The organism is Amycolatopsis sp. NPDC058278 (assembly GCF_042881395.1).
GTDB lineage: Bacteria > Actinomycetota > Actinomycetes > Mycobacteriales > Pseudonocardiaceae > Amycolatopsis.
In genome coordinates this window covers 22,102-46,707 of record NZ_JBHVXZ010000023.1, presented here as the reverse complement: position 1 = coordinate 46,707, position 24,606 = coordinate 22,102, and the positions used below count along the sequence as shown (strand labels likewise).

General features: G+C 71.6%; 25 protein-coding genes. 11 read left to right on the top strand and 14 right to left on the bottom strand.

The features are described 5' to 3' along the window. Positions 1–18: 18 nt before the first annotated feature. A complete protein-coding gene (locus ACFVYA_RS14675; protein ID WP_387045191.1) occupies positions 19–510 on the bottom strand; it encodes a winged helix-turn-helix transcriptional regulator in 492 nt (163 codons plus the stop codon). A gap of 101 nt (positions 511–611) precedes the next feature. On the opposite strand from ACFVYA_RS14675, the gene ACFVYA_RS14670 reads away from it, so the two are divergent. Both ACFVYA_RS14670 and ACFVYA_RS14665 read left to right on the top strand, forming a co-directional pair. After that, complete coding sequence (locus tag ACFVYA_RS14670) at positions 612–1,316, top strand: SDR family oxidoreductase (protein ID WP_387045189.1); 705 nt, start codon at positions 612–614, stop codon at positions 1,314–1,316. A gap of 82 nt (positions 1,317–1,398) precedes the next feature. After that, positions 1,399–2,001, top strand: coding sequence for a TetR/AcrR family transcriptional regulator (locus ACFVYA_RS14665; RefSeq protein WP_285988669.1), 603 nt, complete (start codon positions 1,399–1,401; stop codon positions 1,999–2,001). 397 nt (positions 2,002–2,398) lie between these two features. On the opposite strand, the gene ACFVYA_RS14660 is transcribed toward ACFVYA_RS14665, so the two are convergent. Genes ACFVYA_RS14660 through ACFVYA_RS14645 form a run of 4 tightly spaced genes read right to left on the bottom strand, consistent with a single transcriptional unit; the run spans position 2,399 to position 6,608 of the window. Further along, complete coding sequence (locus ACFVYA_RS14660; protein WP_387045187.1) at positions 2,399–2,602, bottom strand: hypothetical protein; 204 nt, start codon at positions 2,600–2,602, stop codon at positions 2,399–2,401. Between the two features lie 54 nt (positions 2,603–2,656). After that, complete coding sequence (locus tag ACFVYA_RS14655; protein ID WP_387045185.1) at positions 2,657–3,529, bottom strand: phosphotransferase family protein; 873 nt, start codon at positions 3,527–3,529, stop codon at positions 2,657–2,659. Then, positions 3,514–4,338, bottom strand: a complete 825-nt coding sequence (locus tag ACFVYA_RS14650) for a siderophore-interacting protein (RefSeq protein ID WP_387045183.1) — start codon at positions 4,336–4,338, stop codon at positions 3,514–3,516. Before ACFVYA_RS14650 ends, ACFVYA_RS14655 begins: the two co-directional genes overlap by 16 nt. Further along, positions 4,335–6,608, bottom strand: a complete 2,274-nt coding sequence (locus ACFVYA_RS14645; RefSeq protein WP_387045181.1) for an ATP-binding cassette domain-containing protein — start codon at positions 6,606–6,608, stop codon at positions 4,335–4,337. The genes ACFVYA_RS14650 and ACFVYA_RS14645 overlap by 4 nt, the downstream gene beginning before the upstream one ends. Positions 6,609–6,684: 76 nt before the next feature. Between ACFVYA_RS14645 and ACFVYA_RS14640 the strand changes: the two genes are divergently transcribed. Together ACFVYA_RS14640 and ACFVYA_RS14635 are read left to right on the top strand one after the other, a co-directional pair. Continuing rightward, positions 6,685–7,479: a TetR/AcrR family transcriptional regulator gene (locus ACFVYA_RS14640; RefSeq protein WP_387045178.1), complete on the top strand. Its 795-nt coding sequence runs from the start codon at positions 6,685–6,687 to the stop codon at positions 7,477–7,479. Positions 7,480–7,578: 99 nt separating this feature from the next. Then, on the top strand, positions 7,579–8,103 hold the full coding sequence (locus ACFVYA_RS14635) for a hypothetical protein (RefSeq protein ID WP_387045176.1): 525 nt from the start codon (positions 7,579–7,581) through the stop codon (positions 8,101–8,103). Positions 8,104–8,175: 72 nt separating this feature from the next. Here ACFVYA_RS14635 and ACFVYA_RS14630 read toward each other — a convergent pair whose 3' ends face one another. From ACFVYA_RS14630 to ACFVYA_RS14605, 6 genes are read right to left on the bottom strand one after another with little or no spacing between them, the layout of a single operon-like run. After that, the gene (locus ACFVYA_RS14630) at positions 8,176–8,931 is read right to left on the bottom strand and encodes a methyltransferase domain-containing protein (RefSeq protein WP_387045174.1); all 756 of its coding nucleotides are present in this window, start codon (positions 8,929–8,931) and stop codon (positions 8,176–8,178) included. Next, positions 8,928–9,158, bottom strand: a complete 231-nt coding sequence (locus ACFVYA_RS14625; protein ID WP_285988675.1) for a ferrous iron transport protein A — start codon at positions 9,156–9,158, stop codon at positions 8,928–8,930. Before ACFVYA_RS14625 ends, ACFVYA_RS14630 begins: the two co-directional genes overlap by 4 nt. After that, the gene (locus ACFVYA_RS14620) at positions 9,155–11,278 is read right to left on the bottom strand and encodes a phage holin family protein (protein ID WP_387045172.1); all 2,124 of its coding nucleotides are present in this window, start codon (positions 11,276–11,278) and stop codon (positions 9,155–9,157) included. The genes ACFVYA_RS14625 and ACFVYA_RS14620 overlap by 4 nt, the downstream gene beginning before the upstream one ends. After that, entirely contained in the window at positions 11,275–11,874 is a 600-nt protein-coding gene (locus ACFVYA_RS14615) for a DedA family protein (protein WP_285988676.1), read from the bottom strand. Before ACFVYA_RS14615 ends, ACFVYA_RS14620 begins: the two co-directional genes overlap by 4 nt. Then, positions 11,871–12,662 (bottom strand): MBL fold metallo-hydrolase, encoded by a 792-nt coding sequence (locus tag ACFVYA_RS14610; RefSeq protein ID WP_387045170.1) that lies wholly within the window; start codon positions 12,660–12,662, stop codon positions 11,871–11,873. The genes ACFVYA_RS14615 and ACFVYA_RS14610 overlap by 4 nt, the downstream gene beginning before the upstream one ends. A 60-nt stretch (positions 12,663–12,722) precedes the next feature. Next, positions 12,723–14,900: a germacradienol/geosmin synthase gene (locus ACFVYA_RS14605; protein ID WP_387045279.1), complete on the bottom strand. Its 2,178-nt coding sequence runs from the start codon at positions 14,898–14,900 to the stop codon at positions 12,723–12,725. 201 nt (positions 14,901–15,101) lie between these two features. On the opposite strand from ACFVYA_RS14605, the gene ACFVYA_RS14600 reads away from it, so the two are divergent. Further along, on the top strand, positions 15,102–15,398 hold the full coding sequence (locus ACFVYA_RS14600; protein WP_387045168.1) for a GNAT family N-acetyltransferase: 297 nt from the start codon (positions 15,102–15,104) through the stop codon (positions 15,396–15,398). A gap of 153 nt (positions 15,399–15,551) precedes the next feature. Next, the gene (locus ACFVYA_RS14595; protein WP_387045166.1) at positions 15,552–16,568 is read left to right on the top strand and encodes a S1 family peptidase; all 1,017 of its coding nucleotides are present in this window, start codon (positions 15,552–15,554) and stop codon (positions 16,566–16,568) included. Positions 16,569–16,624: 56 nt separating this feature from the next. Here the strand turns inward: ACFVYA_RS14595 and ACFVYA_RS14590 are convergent, their stop codons facing one another. Together ACFVYA_RS14590 and ACFVYA_RS14585 are read right to left on the bottom strand one after the other, a co-directional pair. Next, positions 16,625–17,248 (bottom strand): SAM-dependent methyltransferase, encoded by a 624-nt coding sequence (locus tag ACFVYA_RS14590; RefSeq protein ID WP_387045164.1) that lies wholly within the window; start codon positions 17,246–17,248, stop codon positions 16,625–16,627. 77 nt (positions 17,249–17,325) lie between these two features. Further along, entirely contained in the window at positions 17,326–18,897 is a 1,572-nt protein-coding gene (locus tag ACFVYA_RS14585; protein ID WP_387045163.1) for a discoidin domain-containing protein, read from the bottom strand. Positions 18,898–19,066: 169 nt separating this feature from the next. On the opposite strand from ACFVYA_RS14585, the gene ACFVYA_RS14580 reads away from it, so the two are divergent. The 5 genes from ACFVYA_RS14580 (at position 19,067) to ACFVYA_RS14560 (ending at position 23,949) form a co-directional block, all read left to right on the top strand. Beyond that, positions 19,067–19,795 (top strand): SDR family oxidoreductase, encoded by a 729-nt coding sequence (locus tag ACFVYA_RS14580; protein WP_387045161.1) that lies wholly within the window; start codon positions 19,067–19,069, stop codon positions 19,793–19,795. Between the two features lie 96 nt (positions 19,796–19,891). Then, positions 19,892–21,091 (top strand): cytochrome P450, encoded by a 1,200-nt coding sequence (locus ACFVYA_RS14575; RefSeq protein WP_387045159.1) that lies wholly within the window; start codon positions 19,892–19,894, stop codon positions 21,089–21,091. Between the two features lie 224 nt (positions 21,092–21,315). Then, positions 21,316–22,299, top strand: a complete 984-nt coding sequence (gene aspS / locus ACFVYA_RS14570; RefSeq protein ID WP_387045277.1) for an aspartate--tRNA(Asn) ligase — start codon at positions 21,316–21,318, stop codon at positions 22,297–22,299. Positions 22,300–22,308: 9 nt separating this feature from the next. Next, positions 22,309–23,136, top strand: a complete 828-nt coding sequence (locus ACFVYA_RS14565) for a hypothetical protein (protein WP_387045156.1) — start codon at positions 22,309–22,311, stop codon at positions 23,134–23,136. 57 nt (positions 23,137–23,193) lie between these two features. After that, complete coding sequence (locus ACFVYA_RS14560; RefSeq protein ID WP_387045155.1) at positions 23,194–23,949, top strand: SDR family NAD(P)-dependent oxidoreductase; 756 nt, start codon at positions 23,194–23,196, stop codon at positions 23,947–23,949. Positions 23,950–23,971: 22 nt separating this feature from the next. Here the strand turns inward: ACFVYA_RS14560 and ACFVYA_RS14555 are convergent, their stop codons facing one another. After that, positions 23,972–24,562 (bottom strand): CGNR zinc finger domain-containing protein, encoded by a 591-nt coding sequence (locus ACFVYA_RS14555; protein ID WP_387045153.1) that lies wholly within the window; start codon positions 24,560–24,562, stop codon positions 23,972–23,974. Positions 24,563–24,606 lie beyond the last annotated feature (44 nt).

Genomic DNA, 24,606 nt, shown 5'->3' with positions numbered 1-24,606 from the left:
GGCTTGAGGCCCTGCGGCTCAGCCGACCGGATCCGCCAGGGGGATTTCGCCCTCGCCGAGCCAAGATCCGCGCCACGCGAGATCGCCCCTGGCCAGGGGTTTCCCGCAGGCGTCGCACTTCGCGCCCGGCCGGGTGAGCTGCCCGCAGCGGGTGTGGACCAGCGTCATCGGGCCGGGGCCGGCTTCCGATGCCGTGTGCGTGTCACCCCACGCGCCGAGGGCGTGCAGCACCGGCAGGGCGTCCGAGCCGGCCTGGGTGAGGCGGTACTCGTGGCGGGTGCGGCCGCCGTCGCGGTAGGGCAGCTTCGTCAGCAGGCCGCGGTCGACGAGCTTGGCCAGCCGGGTGGTCAGCACGTTGTCGGCGATGCCGAGCTGGGTGCGGAAGTCCTCGAACCGGGTGGTGCCCGCGGTGGCGTTGCGCAGGATCAGCAGCGTCCACGGCTCGCCGAGGACGTCGGCGGCGCGGGCGATCGGGCAGGCGGCGTCCGCCCAGGTGATGCGACGGCTCATCGTGTGATCCCTTCGACCTGACTTGCTGGGAGCAAGTTTACCCCGTAGGGTCGGGAACAGCTAGCTTGCAATGAGCAAGTCAGGTGTGAGAGGAGTTCGTCATGGACATCACGGGTGCGGTGGCGCTGGTCACCGGAGCGAACCGGGGCCTGGGCCGGCGGTTCGCGGCGGCGCTGCTGGAGCGGGGCGCGGCCAAGGTCTACGCCGCGGCGCGGAATCCCGAGTCGATCGACCTGCCGGGGGTGGTCCCGCTGCGTCTCGACGTGACCGATCCGGAGTCCATCCGGGAAGCCGCTGCCGTGGCGGGCGACGTCACGCTGCTGGTGAACAACGCCGGTTCGTCGACCGGGGCGTCCTTGCTGGGCGGGTCCATCGAGGACATCCGGCTGGAGATGGACACGCACTACTTCGGCACGCTGGCGGTGACGCGCGAGTTCGCGCCGGTCCTCGAGCGCAACGGCGGTGGCGCGGTGCTCAACGTGCTGTCGGTGCTTTCCTGGTTCACCGCCCCGCAGGTGGCGGCGTACTCCGCGGCGAAGTCCGCGGCCTGGTCGCTGACCAACGCGCTGCGCCAGGAACTGGCGCCCCAGAAGACGCAGGTGACGGCGCTGCACGTCGGGTACATGGACACCGACATGGCCAAGCACGTCGACGGCCCGAAGATCGACCCGGCGGTCGTGGCGGGGCTCGCTTTGGACGGCGTCGAGGAAGGCCGTTTCGAGGTGCTCGCCGACGACGTCAGCCGGAACGTGCGGGCCGGGCTCTCCGGTGATCTCGCCGGGCTGTACCCCGCACTGGTTTCCTGAAGGCGTTTTCCGGACCCCGGAATACGGCGGTGCCTGCCGCGGGCGTATGAATAGGCGGGTGGCGGAACACGGCGAAGCCGGAATGGGCCGAACGAGAAACCGCTGGGGCGAAGGCGAACGGTTGCGCGGCGAGATCCTGGCCGCGGCCGGCCGGTTGCTCGCCGAGCTCGGCGGCGAGGACGGGCTGACGATCCGCGGCGTCGCCCGGGCCGTCGGCATCGCCCCGGCGAGCATCTACCAGCATTTCTCCGATCGTGCGGAATTGGTCCGCGGATTGCTCGACCACGAATACGCTCGGCTGCGGGATTCGATGCGCGCGGCGGAGGAGTCACTCGGCGAAACCGACGTCGTCGGCCGGGTCCGGGCGCAGATTCACGCGTACTGCGTGTTCGCCATGGAGAATCCGGGCCATTATCGCCTGATGCTGGCCAACGGAGCCTCGCGGCCGGACCCGGACGCCCGCGCGGAGGGCCCGCTGCTGGACGTGATCGACCGGCTGGCCGCGGGCTTCGAGCGCTGCGTCGAGGCCGGTCACCCGCTGCGGGTGACCCCGGGCCGCGCGGCGGCGGTCGTGTTCGTGGGCGCGCACGGGCGGGTGGCGTTGTTCCACAGCGTGCTCAACCGGACGGGGGCGGAGCTGGTGGAGCCGTTCGTGGACGAGCTGGTGTCGCTGGTCTTCGCGTGATCGCCTTTCGCATGAGGACGCAGGTGGTCTCGTAGCGGCGGATCGAGCCGTCGGGAGCTTCTTCGTCCCAGAGCGGTGCCGATCCCGCACGACTGCAGCGCCGGGTGCACGGCCAGCTGCCCGATGGTGCCCGCCCCGGCTGCCTTCCGGTAGTCGATCAGTCCTTTGCCGACGGGCAGCCCGGACCGCGCCGCGCACGCGACGAGGTAGTCGGCGTCGTCCCGGCGGAGCTCCCGGGCCACGTGTTCGAGGTGCAGCCGGGAGCCCGACCAGCCGCATTCGGGCAGGTCGGCTTCGGTGAGGTCGCGGATGACCAGCGGGACCACGATTTCGGAGCGCACGGAGGCCACGGTATCGAGTTCACCAGGCCGGCGGCTGCTCCACCGAGAGCGCGTGCTCAGGTCGTCTCGCCGAAAACCATGCGGTGACCGCGGGCGGTGTCCATGTACTCGCGGACGCGGTGGATGAGCCCGTCGAGCGCGGTGGCGTTGCCCGGCGGCGCCAGCCATTCGGCGTCCTCGGTGAAGACGGCGGGAATCCGGTCCGCGTCGTGGCTGGCGAAGGCTTTCCAGGCGTTCTCGACGATGTCGCGGCTCGGCATGCCCGCGACCTTAACCGGGCGCGGGTGGCGCGGGCTGGCAGATATGCGACGTGATTACAACGCCCGCTGGGCCGCGTCGAGGTTCTCCGCCAGCCACGCCGAGACGAATCGCTCCCGGTCGGCGTTCGTGTCCTTCCGCGGCACCATCTCCACCAGCATGATCAAGCCCAGGTACACCCGGTACAACGTCAGCCGCCGGCGAGCCGGTGCGTCGAAGCGGGCCCGGCCGTAGCCCTCCAGCAGGGGTGCGTCCAGGTCGTGGAGCAGCGTCAGCGACACGAACTCCGCCACCGGGTCGCCCCAGAACGCTCGCTCGGCGTCGATGATGCCCGACACCCGGTCGCCGTCGAGCAGGATGTTGCCCTTCCACAGGTCGAAGTGGACCAGCACCGGCGTCGTGACCAGCTCCAGCAGCGGCTCGTGGCGGCGGACGAGGTGGGCGATCTCCGCCGCCGGGCGGGGGAGGTGCACGCCGTACCGGACGGCGTCCGCGAGCACCGCGTCCACCATCGCCGCGAACGCCGCCGGCCACGTCGGGTGCAGCGGGTCCTGGGGGTAGCCGAACCCGTCGCCGGTCGTCTCGTGCAGGCCCGCCACGATCGCGCCCAGTTCCGTGCGCAGGTGCGGGCCGGTGCCGGGCGTCCGGTTCCACGGCTCGCCCGGCACCTCCGTCATCAGCAGGAACCCCGGCCCCGCACCCACCACCGACGGCAGCGGCCCGGAAGCCAGGCGGTAGTACTCCGCCTCCGTCGCCAGCAGATCGTGCTCGTAGGTGAGGCCGGGCGCGGACGGCGCGATCTTGAGGACCAGCCGCCGTCCGTCCGCCAGCCGCAACCGGACGGCGCGGTTGTACGTTCCGCCGCCGAGGTCCTCGGCCGACACCACCGAAGCCGGGTCGATGCCCGCGGCCGTCAGTTCCCCTTCCACCCCGTGGAGTCTTCCAGCTTTTCCGCCGCGTCGGCCAGGTCATCCGGCGTCGGGGCGTCGTCCTGGGTCAGGCTGCGCCGCCAGTAGCCGGTGAACTCGATGACGCTCTTGGCCCAGCCGCGCTCGCCGACGAGGTGGCGGCGCAACGCCCGGACCGTCGAAGCCTCGCCGGCCAGCCACGCCGCCACCGAACCGGCGGGGAGCTTCGCGGTGCGCACGGCTTCGACCAGCGTGCTGCCGTGCCCGGCACCGTCCCGGTGCAGCCAGTGCACATCGCCGGGCAGCGGCTGCTCCTCCGCCGCGTCCGCGACCTCGACGAACACCACGGCGTTGTCCACTTCGGACAGAATCGATGCCATGGCGGGGATCGCCGTCTCGTCGCCCGCGCACAGCAGCGTGTCCGCTGTGGACAGTGGGCGGCGGTAGGCCGCGTCCGGGCCGTAGCGGCCGAGGACGTCACCCGGCGCGGCTCGGATCGCCCACGCCGTGGCCGGTCCCGCCGGACCGGGGTGCAGCACGAAGTCGACGTCGATCGCCGCCCGGCCCGGATCGCGCCCGCGCACGGTGTAGCTGCGCATCACCGGGCGCTCGTCCTCGGGGATCGCCAGGTACGCCTGGTACCAGCGCATGACGTCGTCGTCGGCCGACGGCAGCCGCACCGGGCGGCCCGGTGGCGGGAACAGGAGCTTGAGCTGCTGGTCCGGCCACGGCTCGAGCTCGCCGAGGCCGTCGCCGGTGAACGTGACGCGCACGGTGCGCGGGGTCACGGGCCGCACCCCCGTCACTTCGAGCAGACCGGTGGGCTTCACGGCTTCCCCAGGTATTCGCGCAGGTGCCGGGCGGTGAGGGTGGAGGCGTCGGCCCCGAGCGCGGCCGGTGTGCCTTCGAAGACGACCCGGCCGCCGTCGTGGCCGGCGCCGGGGCCGAGGTCGATCAGCCAGTCGGCGTGGGCCATCACGGCCTGGTGGTGCTCGATGACGATCACCGTGTTGCCGGCGTCGACGATCCGGTCGAGCAACGCGAGCAGCTGGTCGACGTCGGCGAGGTGCAACCCGGTCGTCGGCTCGTCGAGGATGTACGTCGAGCCCTTCTCCGCCATCCGGATCGCCAGCTTGAGCCGCTGCCGCTCGCCGCCGGAAAGCGTGGTCAGCGGCTGCCCGAGCGTCAGGTAGCCGAGGCCGACGTCGGCGAGCCGGTCGAGGACCGTCCGCGCGTTGCCCGTGGCGAAGAACTCCCGGGCTTCGGCGACGGACATCGCCAGGACCTCGCTGATGTTCTTGCCGCGCAGCTCGAAGGTGAGCACCTTGGGCGTGAACCGCTTTCCCTCGCACTCTTCGCAGACCGACGCGACGCCGGCCATCATCGCCAAGTCCGTGTAGATCACGCCGAGGCCCTTGCACCCCGGGCAGGCGCCCTCGGAGTTGGCGCTGAACAGGCTCGCCTTGACGCCGTTGGCCTTGGCGAACGCCGTCCGGATCGGGTCGAGCAGGCCGGTGTAGGTCGCCGGATTGGAGCGCCGGGACCCGCGGATCGCCGACTGGTCGACCACGACGACGCCGTCGCGGTTGGCCAGCGAGCCGTGGATCAGCGACGACTTCCCGGACCCGGCCACCCCGGTGACCACGGTCAGCACGCCGAGCGGGACGTCGACGCTGACGTCACGCAGGTTGTGCAGCTTCGCGCCGGTGATCGAGACGTGCCCGGCCGGAGTGCGGGGTTGCGCGCGAAGCGTGACCCGGTGGTCGAGGTGGCGGCCGGTGAGCGTGCCGGACGCGCGCAGGCCGTCGACGCTGCCGGTGTAGCAGAGCCGCCCGCCCACGGTGCCCGCGCCGGGGCCGAGGTCGACGACGTGGTCGGCGATCCGGATGGTCTCCGGCTTGTGCTCGACGACCAGGATCGTGTTCCCCTTGTCCCGCAGGCAGAGCAGCAGGTTGTTCATCCGCTCGATGTCGTGCGGGTGCAGACCGACGGTCGGCTCGTCGAAGACGTAGGTGACGTCGGTGAGGCTGGACCCTAGGTGGCGCACCATCTTCACGCGCTGCGCCTCGCCGCCCGAGAGCGTCGCGGACTCGCGGTCGAGCGAGAGGTAGCCGAGGCCGATCTCGACGAGCGAGTCGAGGGTGTCGCGCAGGTTGCCCAGCAGCGGCCGGATCGACGGCGCGTCGAGGCTCCGGACGAACTCGGCGAGGTCGCTGATCTGCATCGCGGCGCAGTCGGCGATGTTCCGGCCCTCGATCTCGGCCGACAGTGCGGCCTGGTTGAGCCGGGCACCGCCGCACTCGCCGCAGGTCTTGAACGTGGCGGCCTTCTCGACGAACGCACGCAGGTGCGACTGCAGCGTCTCGGTGTCCTTCTGCAGGTAGAGCCGCTTGACCTTCACCGCGAGGCCTTCGTAGGTGAGGTTCTGCTTGCCGACCTTCACCTTGCACGGACCCTTGTGCAGCAGGTCGTCGAGCTGCTCGGGCGTGAAGTCGCGGATCCTGGCGTCCGGGTCGAAGAAGCCGGAAGACGCGTAGATCTGCACGTACCAGTTGTCCGGCGTCCAGCCGGGGACGAGCACCGCGCCTTCGTTGAGCGAGCGGTCGAAGTCGAGCAGGGCGTGGACGTCGAGGTCGGACACCCGGCCGAGGCCTTCGCAGGCCGGGCACATGCCCTCGGGCAGGTTGAAGCTGAACGCGCCGGACGTGCCGACGTGGGGTTCGCCGAGCCGCGAGAAAGCGATCCGCAGCATCGCGTAGGCGTCGGTCGCGGTGCCGACCGTGGAGCGCGAGTTGGCCCCCATCCGCTCCTGGTCGACGACGATGGCCGCGCTCAGGTTCTCCAGCAGGTCGACGTCCGGGCGGGACAAGCTCGGCATGAAGGACTGGAGGAAGGCGCTGTAGGTCTCGTTGATCAGCCGCTGGGACTCGGCCGCGATGGTGCCGAAGACCAGGGACGACTTGCCGGAGCCGGAGACGCCGGTGAACACCGTGAGCCGGCGCTTCGGGATGTCGAGGTCGATGCCGGTCAGGTTGTTCTCCCGGGCTCCCCGGACCTCGATCACGTCGTGGGTGTCGGCGGCCCGCCTGGGTGAGGTCATACCGTCCTTCTTGATACTTTAGGCTGTAAAGTGATTGTCCATCGTACATTACTTTATGGTGTAAGGAGTCGGCAAGGTGGTCGTCTTCGCGGGCCAGGGCGACGCCCGCCGGTCCATGGAACTGCTGTGGGGGCCGCGCGTGGTGGCGCCGCGCACCGGCCCGGGGCCCAAGCCGGGCTTGTCCGTCGAGGCGATCGTCGCGGCGGCGATCGAGATCGCGGACGCCGAGGGCATGGCGGCGCTGTCGATGCGCGCGGTCGGGGAGCGCCTCGGCCGCACGGCGATGGCGTTGTACACCTACGTGCCGGGCAAGACCGAGCTGGTCGACCTCATGTACGACCGGACGCTGGGCGAGCTGCCCGCGTCGTTCCCGGTCTCTTCCGGTTGGCGCCCGGCGGCGCTGGCCTTGGCCGGTTCGCTGTGGGACCTGCACCTGCGGCACCCGTGGCTGCTGCAGGTCTCGCCCGCGCGGCCGGTGCTGGGGCCGGGGGAGTTCCACGTCCAGGAGACGCTGCTTTCCGTCCTGGCGTCGACCGGGCTGCCGTTGTCCCGCGTGCGGTGGGTGGTGGCCGCGTTGTTCAACATCGTCCGCGGCTCGGTCCAGGCGGCGGCGGAGTCCCGCCAGGCGGCCCACGAGACGGGACAGTCCGAAGAGGACTGGTGGTCCGCGCGGTCGGCGCTGCTGGGGGAGCTGGCACCGGATCTGCCGGCCCGGTTCCCGACGGTGGCCCGGTTGGGGGAGGAGGGTGAGTACGAGGCGTCGGGTTCCGATGAGCCTTACCTCGAGCGGGAGGCGCGGCTGTCGTTCGAGGCGGGGTTGGAGTTGGTGCTGGACGGCGTCGAGGCGGCGATCGTCAAGGCTTCGGGCTGAGGTTCGAGGACCGCGCTTGATGTGCGGTTTTCGATCCACTGAAACCAAGTTTCTTGATGATGTTGATTGTCGAATTTCCTGGCTGTACCCTCGCTCCTCATGACCCCGACTTGGTTAACGGTAATAGCGACGCTCGCTGCCGCCTGGGGGGCGCAATTGATCTCCGGGTGGCGCGATCTCAAAAAGGAAAAGATCAAGCAGAAATGGGGGCGTCAAGATCGCATCGCCGACAAGCGGACCGCGGCGTACACCGAGGCGGTAGTCGCGCTCTGGAACTGGATGAATGTCCTGGTCGCCTGGCACGATGATTTGACTGGCAAGGATGCGGCGCAGCCATCCGCGGTGGACTTGCTGGTCGCGAGGTCACGCGCCATGGGGGCTCAGGCATTGGTGCAGGTGCAAGGCTCTTCGGAGATGGCAAAGGTGGTCGGTGCAGCCACCGATGAGCTTCAGCGGTACCAGGGTCTTCTGCATGGTGCTGCGCTTGAAAAGAAGCAGGGTGAGGCGTGTGAAATCGAGCTACGCTTCGCCGACTCGGCTATTGATGCGCTCGGCGAAGTCCAGTTCACGGCGCACGAAGAGATTTCGCGGTTGCAGAACGAGGGTAGGCAGGAGATCAAATGATGAGGAGGAGGCATTGGAAGGTGACCTGAGCTCCTCGTACAGGCGACCAGCGCGGCGTCGAGGCGGCGATCGTCAAGGCTTCCGGGCCTCGATGAGGAACCGGGTCGTGTGGGCGACGAACGGGCCGTCGCGGTCGATCTTCTCGTGCAGCTGCCGCAGCTTGTCCCGGTACCGCTCCACCGTGAACCCCGGGACCATCCAGATCACCTTGCGCAGGAAGTACACCACCGCGCCGATGTCGAAGAACTCCGTGCGCAGCGATTCCGAGCGCAGGTCGACGACCTCCAGGCCCGCGCGGGTGGCCGCCGCCACGGCGTGGTCCGGGTGGCGGCTGTTGCGGCCTTCGTCAGGCTGCGGGCCGAGGAAGAACTCCACCAGCTCGAACACGCTCGCCGGGCCGACCTGCTGGGAAAAGTACGTTCCGCCGGAGCGCAGGACGCGGGCGATTTCGGACCACGAAGTCGTCACGGGGTGGCGGCTGCTGACGAGGTCGAACACGGCGTCGCGGAAGGGGAAGCCGGCGGTGGCCACGATCCGGACCCTGCGGGGCCGCAGCCGAGCCGATGCCTTCGCGATGTTCGGTGGCCAGGACTCGGTCGCGGCCATCAGCGGCGGCAGGGCGGGGCAGCCGCCGAGGACTTCGCCGCCGCCGGTTTCCAGGTCGAGCGCCGCCTGCGCGACACCGAGACGGGAGCCCAAGAGGCGCTGGTAGCCCCATGAAGGGCGGGCCTCGGTGGCCCGGCCGTCGAGCCAGGAGAAGTCCCAGCCGTCAACGGACACCGCCGCCGCTTCGGCCACCAAGTCCTCGAACACGCCTCCGATGGTCACAAAGCCGGCGGCGGACCGCCACCGGGTTTCCGCACCGGCGGCGGGGGCACCGGCTTGGCCAGCGCGACGGCGTCGAACGCCACCACGACCGGCCCGCGCCGGGTTTCCACCGTGCAGGAGTCCTCGTCGCGCGCCACCAAATCGCCGAGCGCGTCGGTGAAGCCGCCCTCGATGCGGTAGCGCACCACGACTCGCGTCCCCAGCGGCAGGTCCCGCAGCAGTTTCACGCCACCACCTCCGAAACCGAGGCCCCGGCACCCGCCGGCTCGGCGTGGCCCAACTCTGTCAGCCAGCCGCGGAACACCCGGTGCAGGGCCTCCGCCCCGACGACCTCGCCCGTGACCCGCAGCTCGCGCGGGTGCACCACGAAACCGCGCTGCTGCGGCCCGCCGAGGCCGCCGTGCGAGCCCACGTGCGTCTCGAACGGCGACGCCTGGTCCGAATCCGGGTCGTAGCGGCTGTTGATCATCACGTCCGCGCAGTGCGGGAACGTGTCCACCCGGCGGATCAGGCCCGCGGCGTGCGGGCCGTACGGCGCCAGCGGGTCCTCGCCGATGACGACGCCCGTTTTCAAGCGGTGCAGGCCGTCGCGGCCCAGGACCACCGGGCCGAACTCGCGGCTGCGGACCAGCAGGAAGCCGGCGCCGGGGTGGTCCACCAGGGACGGCAGCAGGTCCGGGAACTCCCGCTCGATCGTCTCCAGCTCGACGCGGCCTTCGTGCTCGGTGAACGACACCATCGCGAGGTGCCCGGACACGACCACCACCACGCCGGGCGCCACGCGGGTGACCGCGCCCGGAGAGCCGGACGTCGTGCGCGGGCGGTCCTCGGCGCACTCCGCGTCCTCGACGCGGGCGCGCAGCCGGCGCGCGATCAGGCCGCCGCTCTTCGTCGCCTCGGCCAGGGCCGCGTTGATCTGCCAGCTCTCGGCCTGGCGCCGCTTCCCCGAAGACGCCGCCGTCGGCGACGGCGAACCACCGCACAACCGGCCGATGTACGCCTCGATCGTCTCGCCGAACCGCTGCGAGAACGCCTGGCCCTGGGTCTGGCCGTGGTCCGACAGCGCCACGACGTGGTAGCGGCGCGGAGCCAGCCGGCTCGCCCGGTGCAGCCGCGCGATCTGCTGGTCGATCGAGCGCAGCACCGACAGCGTGTCGAACCGCTCGATGCCGGAGTGGTGCGCGACCTCGTCGTAGCCGAGGAAGTCCGCGTACACGACCGGCCGCCCGGCCAGCATGTCGCCGAGGATCGCGGAGACGACGACGTCGCGCGCGATCACCGTCGTGCCCGGCCGGGCCAGGGGATACCAGCCGCCGCGCGGGATCCGCGGCACCACGCCGGCGCGGCGCTGCCGCACCGACGCGCTGATTTCGCGGAAGACGTCGACGAGCGCGACGGCGAACGTGCGCAGCGCGTTGACCGGGTTCGCGAAGTAGGCGTAATAGCCCGCGCCGAACCGGTCGCGGTGCCGGCGCAGCAGCCTTTTCGGGACCAGCACCGGGATCGAGCTCATGGTGAGGCTGACGTGGGCGGCGTCGCCGGAGAACAGGTTGCCGCGGCTCGTGCCGTCGCCGGACAGGAGGCCGCGCCCGTCGGAGTGCCGCCGCTCGATCTCGGCCGCGTCGGCCGGGTGCGCGCACGCCATCACGTGGTCGCGGTCCTTTTCGTACCAGCGGAAGCCGAGGATGTCGTGGTTGGAGCCGTGCAGGATGCCGCAGACGCTCGCCCCGGTCTGCGAGCTCCAGTCGGTGTGCCACCGGGTGAGCGTGTGGCTGTCCTCGGCGAGCCACGCGGCGAAGGTCGGCATGTCGCCGTCGCGGATCGCGCGGCGGACGGTGTCGTAGCCGAGGCCGTCGATCTGCAGGAACAGCACGCCCGGTGGCTGGTCCGCGGCCTTGGCGGCGAGGCTGTGCCGGCGGCGGCGCCGGGCGGCGCGGCGGAAGAAGATCTCGTCTTCGTCGACGGCGAGCAGGCTCGAGATGAGCGCGCCGACGGCGGCCATGCCGAGCGTGACGATCACCGCGGTCCGGAACCCCGCGACCTCGACGCCGGGCACGGTCCGGAACACGGCGAGGGTCCCGGCGCCCAGCAGCAGGAACCCGAAGACGCCGAAGGTGAAGAACGCCAGCGGGTAGGCGATCCGCATGACCAGTGGCCAGACCACGGCGGCGAGCAGCCCGAGCAGCAGCGCGCAGACCGTCGGCTGCCACCAGTGCGTCATCCGGAACCCGGGAAGGAGCACGTCGAGCAGGCGCAGCGCGCCGGTCACCGCGATCCACACGCCCACCGCGCGGGCGGCGGCCCGGCCGCCGCGCAGCAGCCTGCCCTTCGGCGCTGACGTCGTCACACCGGCTCCTTGTCTTGCGCCGCCGCCGGGGTCTTGCGGCGCCACCGGGCGATCAGGCTGGCCAGCACGGTGACCAGCAGGACGAGCACCGTCGCCAGCAGCGTCGCGACGAGGGGCGAGTCGAAGAGGCCGCCGCTGAGGATGCCGAGCAGGGCGTACGCGCTCGCCCAGAGGACGCACGCGCCGAGCGCGGCGGGCAGCAGGCGCCGCCACGGGTAGCCCAACGCGGCCGCGGCGAGCAGCACCGGGATGCGGCCGGCCGGGACGAGCCGGCCGATCACCACGAGCTGCCAGCCACGGCGGGCGAACTGCTCGCGGGCCTTCTCGAGCCGTTCGGCGGGCTGGCGGCGGCTGATCCAGCGGAACGCGGCTTCGCTGCCCAGGCGCGGGATCCCGAACGTCACGACGTCGCCGACGTAGGCGCCGAGGGTGGCGAGGACGATCACCAGCGGCAGGGACAGGTGGCCGGTCGTCGTCGCGACGGCGGCCGCGGCGCCGACGACCGCGCCGGTCGGCACGATCGGGATGATCGACCCGAGCAGCACGCCGCCGAACACGGCCGGGTACCCGATCGCGGCCGGGTCGGTCCAGTTCACGCGCGGTCCTTCGGCGAGGGCAGGGCGACGTCGGCGCCGGGCTCGGTGAACAGGACGTCGGTGGCCCCTCCGGCGGCTTTCACTTCGGCGGCGAACACCCGCGGCGGATCGGCGAGCAGGCGCCGCATCCGGGCGGTGCGCCTGACGCCGGGGAGGGCGAGCGTGCCCCAGTGCACGGGGACGGCCGCCCGGGCTTGAACCAGCCCGGCGGCCCGCGCGGCGCGGGCGGGATCGAGGTGCCCGGGGCCGAGGTTCGGTCCCCAGCCCCAGACGGGCAGTAGGGCGACGTCGACCGGGCCGAGGCCGTGCATGCCGTCGAAGAGGTCGGTGTCGCCCGCGTTGTAGATCCGCTTGCCGTCGCTTTCGATCAGGTGCCCGAGCGCGGGGCTCTGCGGTCCGTGGGTCAGGCGCGGCCCCCACCGGTGTCCGGAGTGGACGGCTTCGGTGGCGGTGACGGTCAGGCCGCCGTCGGTGAGCGTCTCCCCGGGCGAGATCTCCTCGACGCGCTCGAAGCCCTTCCTGCGCAGCCACGTCCCGGCGCCGCGGGGCACGACGATCCGGGTGTCTTCGCCGAGCAGCCGCAGCGACGGCAGGTGCAGGTGGTCGCCGTGCAGGTGGGAAAGCAGGACGAGGTCGACGTCGGCGTAGCTTTCGGGCGCCGGCACGGGCACGACCCGGACGAGCCCGCCGACCCGCGCGGTGAGCACCGGATCGGTCAGCACGACCCGGCCGCCGAGGTCCAGGCGGATGGTCGAATGGCCGAGGAATCGCAGGCTGAAGCCGCTCACGCCCCGAGTATCACCTCCGCCGGCGCCGGACGCCCGGCGGAGTGGCCAGGGCAACGCGGCTCAGTGACCCGCGGGGAGCAGGGACGAGATGCGCAGCGACGACGTGCCGATGCCGGTCGGGCCGCCGAACACCGAAGCCGCCGCCGGGTGGTAGCGCAGCTCCGGCTCGGTGTAGCGGCCCACGTTCTCGTGCCAGTTCAGGATTCCGGCGATCCAGTCGCGGAACTCCTGGACGTAGCCGAGCAGCATCTCCTCGATGGCCGGCTCGATGGCGTAGTCGCGCACCAGCGCCGGCAGTTCGATCGCCGCCGCGTGCTCGAACTCCGCCAGCCGGGCGTGCAGCAGGTCGGTCACCACCGCGAACGCGCGCTCCTCGGTGCAGTCCAGGAAGTTCCGCACCACCAGCACCGCGTTGTGCAGCTCGCCTTCGTACTGGATCTCCTTGCGGTAGGAGTACAGGTCGTTGATCAGGCACGCCACATCCGTCGCCGAGTGCTCGATCGCCTGCACCGGCCGGGTGCGGTACAGGGCGGGCGGCACCGAACGGCCGTGCGAGAACCGCGAGAGGCTCATCGTGAGGTCCGAACCGAACGTCCGGCGCCGCATCTCGACGTAGTCGATCGGGTCCGGGATGCGGTTCTGCGCCTGGTTCGCCAGCTCCCAGAGCCAGCTCGACGTCATCGATTCGACCGCGCGGCGCACCGTGCGCCGGTTGTCCGGGGTCATGCCCGCCGTGGTCCGCGGCCAGAGGTCGGCCAGGCCCGCTTCCAGCGCCGTCGCCGGCGTCGGCATCGGCGAATCGTTCACCGGCATGAACGCCGACAGGCGGAGAGTGGCCGCCTTCGCACCCGCGAGGTCGCGCGTCGCGCCGAACACCACCGGGTAGTAGTCGTCGGCGTAGGTGCCCCAGGTCAGCCAGTCGCTGGTGACGTCGAGGGCGTCGGCCGTCGCGTCCGGGTGGATGCCCGCCGCGCACAGCGGCAGGTCGGCGGCGCGCAGCTTCCGCTCGTCCCACACCACGCCGTCGAGGAAGCCGGTGCGCCGCGCCCAGTCGACGTTGCGGACCCGGCACGCGGCGAGGTGCGGGCTGAGCCGCAGCGGGAACGGCACGCCGATCGACGGCCGCGGCACGTCCACCGCGCGGAACGGCGTCGAACCGTACGCCCGGAGCCGTTGCGGTGCGGTGGCGAGCACCGACGCGAAGATGCGTGCCGCCGAGGTGCCCAGCCCGTTCGCGCCGCCCAGGTCCGGGCCGCCCCGGTCGGCCAAGGCGCCTTCGTTCATGTACCGGCTGGACCGCAGGTGCCATTCGTGCCCACCGGACTGCCAGTCCTGCAGGCCCTTGACGTAGGCGAACGTCGCCGCCCGCGCGGCCGGGTCGACGCAGTGGTCGTCGAGCAGCTCGGGCACCTCGGTGAGCGCGGTGTGCTCGAACTGGTGCAGCCGGGAGGTGATCAGGTCGTTGACCGCGTCGGCGGCCTCCTGCGTGCCCAGCCCGAGGAACTTCTCGAACACGAGCACGCCGTTGGACAGCTCGCCCTCGTCCTGCACCTCGCGCTGGTAGGAGAACAGGTCGTTGCGCAGGTGGACGCCGTCGGCGAAGCAGTCGCGCAGCACTTCCATCGGCCGGGACGCGGCGATCGCGTCGGGCACCTCGGCGTGCACGGAGTGCTCGACCAGGTTCGCCGACCACGGTGCGCCGCCGACCTTCCGCCGCATCTCGACGTACTCGATCGGGTTGGCCAGCCGGCCCTCGTTGATGTTGGCCAGCTCCCACAGCGACTCGTCCAGCAGCGCCTTCGTGCTGTCGGCGAACCGGCGCCGCCAGCCGGCCGACCGGTGCGGGACCGTCCGGTTCCACAGGTCGGTGAGGCCGCGCTCGACCGGGTTTTCCGGCGTCGCGGTGATGTCCCCTTCGACCGGCATGAACTTCTCGAGCCGGTCGAGGTAGGTGCGTGCGCTGTCGATGTCGCCGGTGCGCTTGTAGAGCTCGAGGAAGTGGTCGTCGAAGTAGAACACCCAGACGTACCAGTCGGTGATGAGGTCGAGCTCGCCGGCGCCGGCGTCGGGGTGGGTGTAGGCGCAGAGCAGCGCGTAGTCGTGGGAGTCGAGGTCGCGCTCGGTCCAGATCACCGTGCCGTGCTGCGGCACGTCGATCATGTCCTGCTCGCGCGCCCACGCCTTGCTGTGCTCGCGCGCCCGGTCCAGGTGCGGGTTCAGCCGCGCCGGGTAGGGCATGTAGAACTCGGGGAGGACGAACGGCTGTTCAGGCACACCGCGAGGCAACCAGCCGGCCGTGGTGTCCGCCAAGGGGAACAGCCGGGAAGCACACGAACGGGACGAGCGCTTCCCCCGGCCGGCCCAGCGGCGTTCCGGCCCGATCGGCGCGCGGTGGCGGGCCGTCGCACGATGGTGGAAGTCCCCGAGCGAGGAGAGCAGATGACCGACGAAAACCGGGTGGTCGACAACCCGGACGAGGACCGCTACGAGCTGTGGGCGGGCGAGAAGCTGGCGGGGATCGCCCAGTACGACCGCCGCGGCGACCTCACGGTGTTCACCCACACCGAGATCGACGACGCCTTCTCCGGGCAGGGCCTCGGCAAGGTACTGGCGGCGGGGGCGCTCGACGACGTCGTCGCCCACGGCGGGACGATCGTGCCGGTCTGCCCGTTCATCGCCGGCTACCTGAGGAAGAACCCGGGGTACGAAGACCACGTCCGCTGGCGGCGCGAGTAGGCCGGAAGCCCTACGAACGTTGGGCCGTCCGGGTGATCTGAGCGGTATGTCCGAATCCCTTGGTTATTAACCAACCTTCGTCGGTAGTGCGTTGGTTGCCTGGCAACGAAAGTGTCGGCACCGGCTTCGAACGCCCCACCCTGGAGGAAGTTGATGACTCCCCGGAAGACCGCCTTCAAGACCCTCGCCGTCTTGTCGGCCGCCGCGCTGACCAGCGGCGTTTGCGCCTCGGCGGCCACCGCGGCCCCGCTGGCCTTCGCTGAGCTGCAGGCCCGCGCGATCACCGGTGCCACCCAGGTGGCGAACGCACTGGGCGCCGCGTCCGGCGGCGTTTACCTCGAAAACGGCAAGGCCGTCGTGAACGTCGTCGACGACGCCGCGATGCAGCAGGTGCAGGCCGCCGGCTTCACCGCGAAGAAGGTCAAGCACACCTTCGCCGCGCTCACCGGCGTCAAGAACCAGCTGGACGCGGTGAAGAACGTGCCGCAGACCGCCTGGGGCATCGACACCAAGACCAACCAGGTCGTGGTGAAGGTCTACGACGCGGCCAGCAAGGAGACCGCCGGCAAGGTCGCCGCGGCCGCCGCGCAGTACGGCGACAGCGTCCGCGTCGAGCACCGCACCGGCAAGCTGGAGCTGTACATCTCCGGCGGCGACGCGATCCAGAACAGCCAGGGCCGCTGCTCGCTCGGCTTCAACGTGACGCGCGGCGGCTCGCCGTTCCTGCTCACCGCGGGCCACTGCACCAACCTCGGCGGCACCTGGTCCGGTGGCGACGTCTCGGGCGCGCAGGTCGTCGAAAGCGACTGCCCCGGGGCCGACTCCGGCCTGCTGACCCGCCCGAACGGCACCGGCCCCGGCCAGATCAACACCGGCCAGCAGATCACCGGCGCGGCGACGCCGACCGTCGGCGAGCAGATGCAGAAGCAGGGCTCGACCACCGGCGGCGGCAGCGGTGAGGTGACCTCGGTCGACGAGTCGGTCAACTTCGACGTCGGCGTGCTCAACCACGAGTTCGGCACCACCGCGCACACCGATCACGGCGACTCCGGCGGCCCGGCGTACGACGGCTCGAAGGGCCTCGGCACGCTGTCCGGCGGCGACACCGTGACCAGCTACTTCTACCCGCTCACCCTCGAGCTGCAGGCCTACGGCCTCGAGCTCGCCTGAGCCGGGGCGAGGGCCCGCTCACTTCCGTCGGGGGAGGTGAGCGGGCCCTCGTTCCGTCACGCTTCGAGCCGCCGCGCGCGGTAGACGGCGTCGGTGTGGTGGCCCTCGCCGCGCGTCTCGCACGTCTCGACCACCCACTGCCACGGGTCGCCGAGGTAGGTGGTGATCTCCTCGGGCTCGAAGTACAGCTCCTGCGGCGGCTTCTGGCCGTCGAACTCCCGCATGGCCTTCGGCGAGTGCCCGACCACCAGCAGCGAACCGCCGGGCCGGATCGCCGCCGCGGCCGCCGTGAAGACGTCGCGGCGCAGGTCCGGCGGGAGGTGCATGTACTGCGCCGAGACCAGGTCGTACTGCGCTTGCGGCCGCCACTCGAGGATGTTGCGGTGCAGCCAGTTCACCGTCACGCCCGCCTCGGCGCCGGCTTCTTCCGCGCGGGCGAGCGCGGTGGTCGAGATGTCGACGCCGTCGACCGTCCAGCCCTGCTTCGCGAGCCAGATCGCGTCGCCGCCTTCGCCGCTGCCGAGGTCGAGGGCGTGCCCGGGTTTCAGGCCCTCGACCTCGGTGCGCAGGTTGACGTTGACGTTCCCGCTCCAGATCCGGTGCTCGTCACGCTGGTACATCGCTTCCCAGAAGTCCTGCTTGAGCATCTCGTCGACGGTCATCGGGTGGTCGTGCGGCATGGTTCCTCCTCAAGGACGTCCTCCGAGCATGCGGACAACGTCCCTGAGAAGGCAAACCTCGTTGCCGGAATGGCAACTCAGGCGGTGCCGAACACCTGTAGCTCGTACAGCGAGTAGCCGTACGACGTGCCGCGCGTGACGCCGTTCATCCGCACGTACCGGCCGGTGCCGGCCAGCCCGGTGAGGTCGTCCGTGCCGCCGTTGCCCGTCGTGGTGCTGTAGATCGTCGTCCAGGTCGTGCCGTCGGCCGACGTCTGGATGCTGTACGCCTTCCCGTACGCGGCTTCCCAGCTCAGCTTGACGTGCGTGACGGCCTTCGCCGCGCCGAGGTCGACGCGCAGCCACTGCGGGTCGGTGCCCTCCTTGGACGCCCACCGCGTGCTCGTCAGGTTGCCGTCCACGGCGGCGCTCGCCGGGTAGGAGGACGATTCGGTGGAGGACGCCGTCGCCGGTTTTCCCTGGGACAGCAGCACTTCCGGGCCGCCGGTCACCGTGACACCCAGCGAAGCCGTCTTCGTCCCACCGGTGAGGGTGATCGTCGCCGAGCCGGGGGCCGCGCCGGCCGCGGCGGCGACCGTGACGGTCGAGGTCCCGCCGGCGGGCACCGACGTGGGGGAGAAGGAGACGGTCACGCCCGCGGGAACGCCGCTCGCGGAGAGCGACACAGCGTCGGTGGAGGCCACGGTGGCCGTCGCCGAGCCGCCCGGCGCGACCGTCACCGAGGACGGCGTCACGCTCAAGCCCGAGGTGGCGGCCGCCGTGAACGTCCAGCGGGCGGCGGTGCCGGAGCAGCTGCCCGCGGTCAGCGTGGTGCCCGAGGCGCGGAAGCACTTGCTGCTGGACTGGATGTCGGAGATGGTCCCGTCGGGGTTGATCGACCACTGCTGGGCCGGGCCGCCGGTGCAGGTCTGCAGCACGATCGAGCTGCCGGAGATGCCCGCGCACTTGTCGTCGATCACGAGGAACGCGCCGTGGAAGGTGAACCGCTGGTCGGCGCCGCCGGTGCAGGCCGCCACTTTCAGCGTGGTGCCGCTGCCCGGGGCGGCCAGGCAGGTGCCGGTGGAGTTGTTGCGGTACTGGCCGGCCGTGGTGTTCGGCCGCGCGCCGCCCCAGCACGCACCGGTGCTCGTGTTGAAGATCGGTGTGGCGTCGTACGGCTCGTCCGAGGGCGGGTCGACGACGACCGGTTCCATGACCGGCGTGTTGTCGGCGTTGTAGTGCGTGAGCGCGTCTTCGCAGTCGATCGCGTCGAAGGCGCTGCCGCCCTTGCCGCCGAGCCAGAGGTCGATGTGGCGCAGGCCGGGGCCGCCGTTCGGGCCCTGGCTGTTCCAGTCGTCGGAACACTCGTCGCAGCCGTCCTCCATGATGAAGTACTTCTTCACCCGCGGCACCCAGACCTTGGTGCCGGGCTTGAGTTCGTCGCTGCTGGTGGCGAAGGTGATCGGGTCGGCGTAGGTGCCTTTGCCGCCCGCGGTGTCGTGGATCTGCGGGTAGGAGATGTCCCCGCCGGGCGGGGTGTTGTCCCACCAGCCGTAGAAGGTGAGGAACGTCGGCTGGGTCGTGGCCGCGCTCGCCGTGCCCGCGCCGGTCAGCGCGGTGGCCAGGGCGAGGAACAGGGTCACGACGAGCACGAGCGCGCGCCGGGTCATGCTGCCTCCGAGGGGACTGGGCGGACGATGACTGCGGCGTGCGTCCAGGTTCGCCGGGGAGTGACGGCTCGTCAAGACCTATTCGTAAAGTTTCCTAACGAAGTGGGTTCGTGTCCCACTCGGCGGGAAAATCCGGTGGGAAAGGACTTTCCTCGGCGAAGATGACGCCATGAGCGAACAGCGGGAAATCGTGGTCACCGGCGGCGGCACCGGCATCGGGCTGGCGATCGCCGCCCGGTTCGCGGCGGCGGGCGAGCGGGTGACCGTCACCGGGCGGCGCAAGGACGTCCTCGAAGCGGCGGCGGAGAAGATCGGCGCGCGGGCGGTGGCCTTCGACGCGAGCGACCCGGCGGCGGTGCAGGCCGCACTGGCGGAGCTGCCTTCGCGGGTGGACGTCCTGGTCAACAACGCCGGCAGCAACACCGACCGGGTCCGGGAAGCGCCCGCGGCCGGCGACCTGAAGGGCCTCGCCGACGCGTGGCAGGCGAACTTCGAGGCGAACGTCCTCTCCGCCGTGCTCGTCACCGCGGCGCTGAAGCCGCGCTTCGCGGACAACGTGCGCGTTGTGACTCTCGGTTCCATCGCGGCGAAACAGGGCTCAGGCTCGTACGGCGCGGCGAAGGCGGCGATCGAGGCGTGGAACACCGACCTGGCGCGGCAACTGGGGGCCGGGGGAACGGCCAACGTCGTGGCGCCGGGTGTCGTCCTCGACACGGAGTTCTTCCACGGCACGCTGACCGACGAATGGCTGAGCTCGCGGATCTCCGTGGCGTTCAACCAGCGGGCCGGCCGTCCGGAAGAAATCGCGGACACCGTGCGGTTCCTGGCCGATCCGGGAGCCGCGCACCTCACGGGCCAGGTCGTGCACGTGAACGGCGGCGCGTACGGCGCTCGCTAGGCCATCCGGGTCGCAAGTGGGGCGGCCGCCCCACGGCGGCCGCGGTCCTCTCCATGGTGGAAAGAACAGACCACCGGAAGAGAGAGGTGATCCGCCGTGACGGCCGCACCCGCAACCCCGGCCCTCCCGACGACCCGGCCCGCCGGCTGCCCGTTCGACCCGCCCGGGAACTACGCCACCCTCCGGGAAACCGCGCCCACGTCGAAGGTGCGGTGCCCGGCGGGCATGGACGCCTGGCTGGTGACGCGCTACGCCGACGTCCGCGCGGTGCTCGCCGACCGCACGATGAGCTCGCGCGGCGCGTCTTCGGTGCACGCGAACCCGAACGCCGACCTCGACTTCGAAGTGAGCCCGGGTTCGATCATCCAGCTCGACGGCGCGGCCCATTCGCGGCTGCGGAAGAAGGTGATCGCGGAGTTCACGGTGCGGCGCGTGGAGGCGCTGCGCGGGTACGTCAAGGAGCTGGTGGAGAGCCACCTCGACGCGATGCTCGTCAAGCCGGGCCGCGCGGATCTGGTGCAGGACTTCGCGTTGCCGATCCCGTCGCTGGTGATCTGCGAGCTGCTCGGCGTCCCGTACGCCGACCGCGCCCACTTCCAGCGGCAGAGCACGACGCTCGTCAGCACCGACGCGACGCGGGAGGAAGGCGAGCAGGCGTACGACGCGCTTTCCGGCTATTTGGCCGAGTTGTTCACCGCGAAGCAGCGGAATCCGCAGGACGATCTGTTCAGCAGGCTTTCGGTCGCCGGTGCCGGCGACCCGCTGACGATGGAGGAGCTGGTCGTGCTCGGGCTCAGCCTCCTGGTGGCCGGCCACGAGACGACGGCCAACATGATCGCGTTGAGCACGTTGGTGCTGCTGGAACACCCGGAACAGCGCGAGGCGGTGCTCGCCGCACCGGAGCGGGCGGTGGAGGAACTGCTGCGGTACCTGTCGGTGGTGCAGTGGGGTGTGCTGCGGTACGCGACTTCGGACGTCCAGGTCGGCTCCCGGTCGGTTCGGGCGGGCGAGTGGCTCGTGGCCGCGCTGAACTCGGCCAACCGCGACGAGTCGGTGTTCCCGGACGCGGACGAGCTCGACTTCGACCGTGAGTCGCCGCGGACGCACGTGGCGTTCGGGTTCGGGGCGCACCAGTGCGTCGGGCAGCAGCTGGCGCGGGTGGAGCTGCAGGAAGCGTTGACCGGGTTGTTCCGCCGGGTGCCCGACCTGCGGCCGGCGGTGCCGCGGGAGGAGCTGGAGTACAAGCACAACACGCTCGTGTACGGGGTCCGGGAGCTGCCGGTCGCCTGGGGGTGAAAATCGGAAGCGTCTTCCCGGCTCGGCCGTTACCGTGATCGGCAACGCGCTGATGGAGACGAGTAGTCCCGGGACCGCACGGGTCCAGAGAGCCGCCGGCAGCTGGGAAGGCGGTCCCGTGCCCGGCGGCGAAGACCCTCCGGAGTGCGGGGAGGAACGGCGCCCGCGCCCCATGCCCCGCCGGCCGGCCCCCGTCACCGGGCCGCGATGAGGCCGCCTTCCGGCTGACCGAGCCCGTGGTGGAGACGCTGGCGGAGGCGGTGAAACCGCCGTTCGACCTCTACCGGCCCGCCGTCACGGCGTCGCTGCCGACGATTCTCGACCACGCCCCCGTCGCCCTGCGCCATCCTGCGCTGAAGGAACGCTTCGCCATTGCCGCGGCGGCCGTCCGCGGCTTCCGGTCCACTTTGGACGCACTCGGCTTCACCGAGGTGCACACGCCGAAGATCGTGGCGTCAGCGACCGAATCCGGCGCGAACGTCTTCGGCATCGACTACTTCGGCCGCCGGGCCTACCTCGCGCAGTCGCCGCAGTTGTTCAAGCAGGCGCTCGTCGGCGTCTTCGAACGCGTCTACGAGGTCGGCCCGGTCTTCCGCGCCGAGCCGCACGACACCGCCCGGCACCTCGCGCAGTACACCAGCCTCGACGTCGAACTGGGGTTCATCCGGGACCACCGCGACGTCATGGCCGTGCTGCGCCAAGTCCTCGCCGGGATGGCGGACCCGGCGCTGGTCACCGTGCCCGCCGAAATCCCGGAGATCCACTTCGCGGACGCGTTGACCCTCGTGGCGGCGGACCCGGACGAGCCGGACCTCGCGCCCGCGCACGAGCGGGTGCTGTCGGAGTGGGCGCGGCGCGAGCACGGGTCGGACTTCCTGTTCGTGACCGGCTACCCGATGGCGAAACGCCCGTTCTACACCCACCCGGACCCCACGCGGCCCGGCTACTCGAACAGCTTCGACCTGCTCTTCCGCGGTGTCGAGCTGGTGACCGGCGGCCAGCGCCTCCACCGGTACGCCGACTACCTCGCGGTCCTGGGGGACGCCGCGCCGGACTACGCCGGCTACCTGCAGGCGTTCGCGCACGGCATGCCGCCCCACGGCGGCTTCGCCATCGGTCTGGAACGCTGGACCGCGCGGCTGCTCGGCGTCGCGAACGTCCGGGAGGTCACGCTGTTCCCGCGCGACCTGCACCGGCTGACCCCGTGAGGAGGGCCCATGACAGCTCGTCGCCTCTGGGCGGCCGTGGAACCGTTGCACGCCGTCGTCTACTTCGCGCCCCAGACGGCCGAAGCGGCGAAGGCGGCCGGCTTGCGCGGCTACTGGATGGGGTACTTCGCGGGGCGGCTGGCGCCCCTGGGCCCGATCGGCCCCGAACCGGCGACGGCGATGTTGTTCGGCTTCGCGCCGGCGATGGTGGCCCGGGCGTTGCCCGACGCGTGGTCGTTCGCCTCGCCCGAGGCCGTCGTCGCGTCCCGGATGGAGGCGGTGGCGTCGGCGTTGCGCTCGGTCGCGGACGACGTCCCGGAGCTGAGCGCGCTGCTCTGGCGGGCAGTGGACGCGTGCGAGTTCGGCGGCCGCCCGCTCGCGGCGGCGTGGGCGGGCGTGCCGAAGCCGGCGGATCCGCTGTCCCGGCTGTGGCTGGCGGCGACGATCCTGCGCGAACACCGCGGCGACGGCCACGTCCTGGCGGCGGTCCACGCGGGGCTGAGCGGCTTGGAGACGACCCTCACCCACATCGGTGACGGAGTGATCGCCCGCGCGGACATCCAGCCCCATCGCGGCTGGTCGGACGCGCAGTGGGACGCGGCGGTGGACCGGCTGCGGGCCCGCGGGCTCCTCGACGACGACGGCGTCCTGACCGACGCGGGCCGTGACCTGCGCCGCGGGATCGAGGACGACACGGACCGGCTGGCGGCGGCGCCGGTGGCGGCGCTGGGCGCCGACGTCGAGCGGCTGCTGGCGCTGGCGGTGCCGCTGAGCCGGGCGGTGATCGACCGCGGGCTGGTCACCATGCCGAACCCGGTGGGAGTCCCGCGGCCCTGAGTGTCGATTCCGGGTCCGGCCGTTCGACGCACGGGTGACCGGACATGGGAGGACTTCATGACATTGCTCGCCGGCAAGAACGCGATCGTCTACGGCGGCGCCGGCCGGATCGGCACGGCCGTCGCCACCGCTTTCGCCGAGGAAGGCGCGCGAGTGTTCCTCGCCGGCCGGACCAGGGCCCGGCTCGACGAGGTGGCCGACCGCATCCGCGCGGCCGGCGGCCAGGCCGAGACGGCGGCGGTCGACGCCCTCGACGAGCGAGCGGTGGACGAGCACGCCGCGGCGGTGGCGGCCGAGGGCGGGATCGACGTCTCGGTCAACCTCATCGCCCACGGCGACGTCCAGGGCACGCCGCTGGTGGACATGGCGCTCGCGGACTACGAACGCCCGGTGGTGACGGCAGTGCGCACCCAGTTCCTGACCGCCCGCGCGGCGGCCCGGCACATGATCGCGCGCAGGTCCGGGGCGATCCTGTTCTTCGGGGGCGCGGCTGAGCCGGTGCGCGAGTTCGCGGTCGGCGGGCTGCAGGTGGCGTTCCACGCGCTCGAGGCGATGCGCCGCCAGCTCGCGGCCGAGCTGGGCCCGCACGGGATCCGCACGGTGACGCTCCGGACGGGCGGCATCCCGGAGACGCTCCCGGCGGGTTTCCCGGGCCGCGACGCCATCGAGGAGAGCATCGTGGCCAAGACGATGGTGGGCCGCGCGGCGACGCTGGCCGACGTGGGCGCGGTAGCGGCCTTCGTGGCATCGGACCGAGCGGCATCGATGACGGCGGCAACGGTCAACGTCAGCTGCGGAGCGTTGGTCGACTAGGGGTGGTGCGCCGGGCGCAGGTTCACCGGGACCCCTCGCGCTGTTCGACCACCAACCGGTGATGCCGGGCCGCCCGTACCCGGTCGCCGCAGGTTGTCGAACACCAGCGGCGGCGGGCGTGCTCGCGGACGTAGTACCGGATGCAGCCGTGGGCCTCGCACGGGCGCACCAGCGGCCCCAGCTCGCCGCCGACCACCTCGATCGCGTCCCGCGCCAAGGCCGCCACCGCCGCGTCGGCGCTGCCCGGCCGGGTGCTGTGCCATTCACGCACCGGCCCGTCCCGCCAGGTGAGCCGGGGCGCGGCCGCGTCGGCGCGGGCGGCCGCGTTCACCGTCTCCACGGCGGTGGCGTCCGGTGCGCGGCCGTCCGCGAGCGCGGCCAGCAGTTCGCGGACCGCGGCGCGCAGGTCCGTCAGGCGGCCCAGCTCGTCCGTGCCGGAGACGGCCGCCGCGAGTCCGTGCTGCCGCAGCCAGTCCGTGGCCGCGCCGGGGGAGGCGAGGTCGTCGACCGGGCCGGCGGCGGTCAGCCGCCGGGTGTTGACCAGTGCCAGTGCCGGCGAGCGGTCCTCGCCCGGTGCCGCCGTGACCATGTCCGCCTCCCGAAGTCCGTTCACGAAGTGTCCCCGACCGTTGACAGCCTACGCCATCTCATGGATAA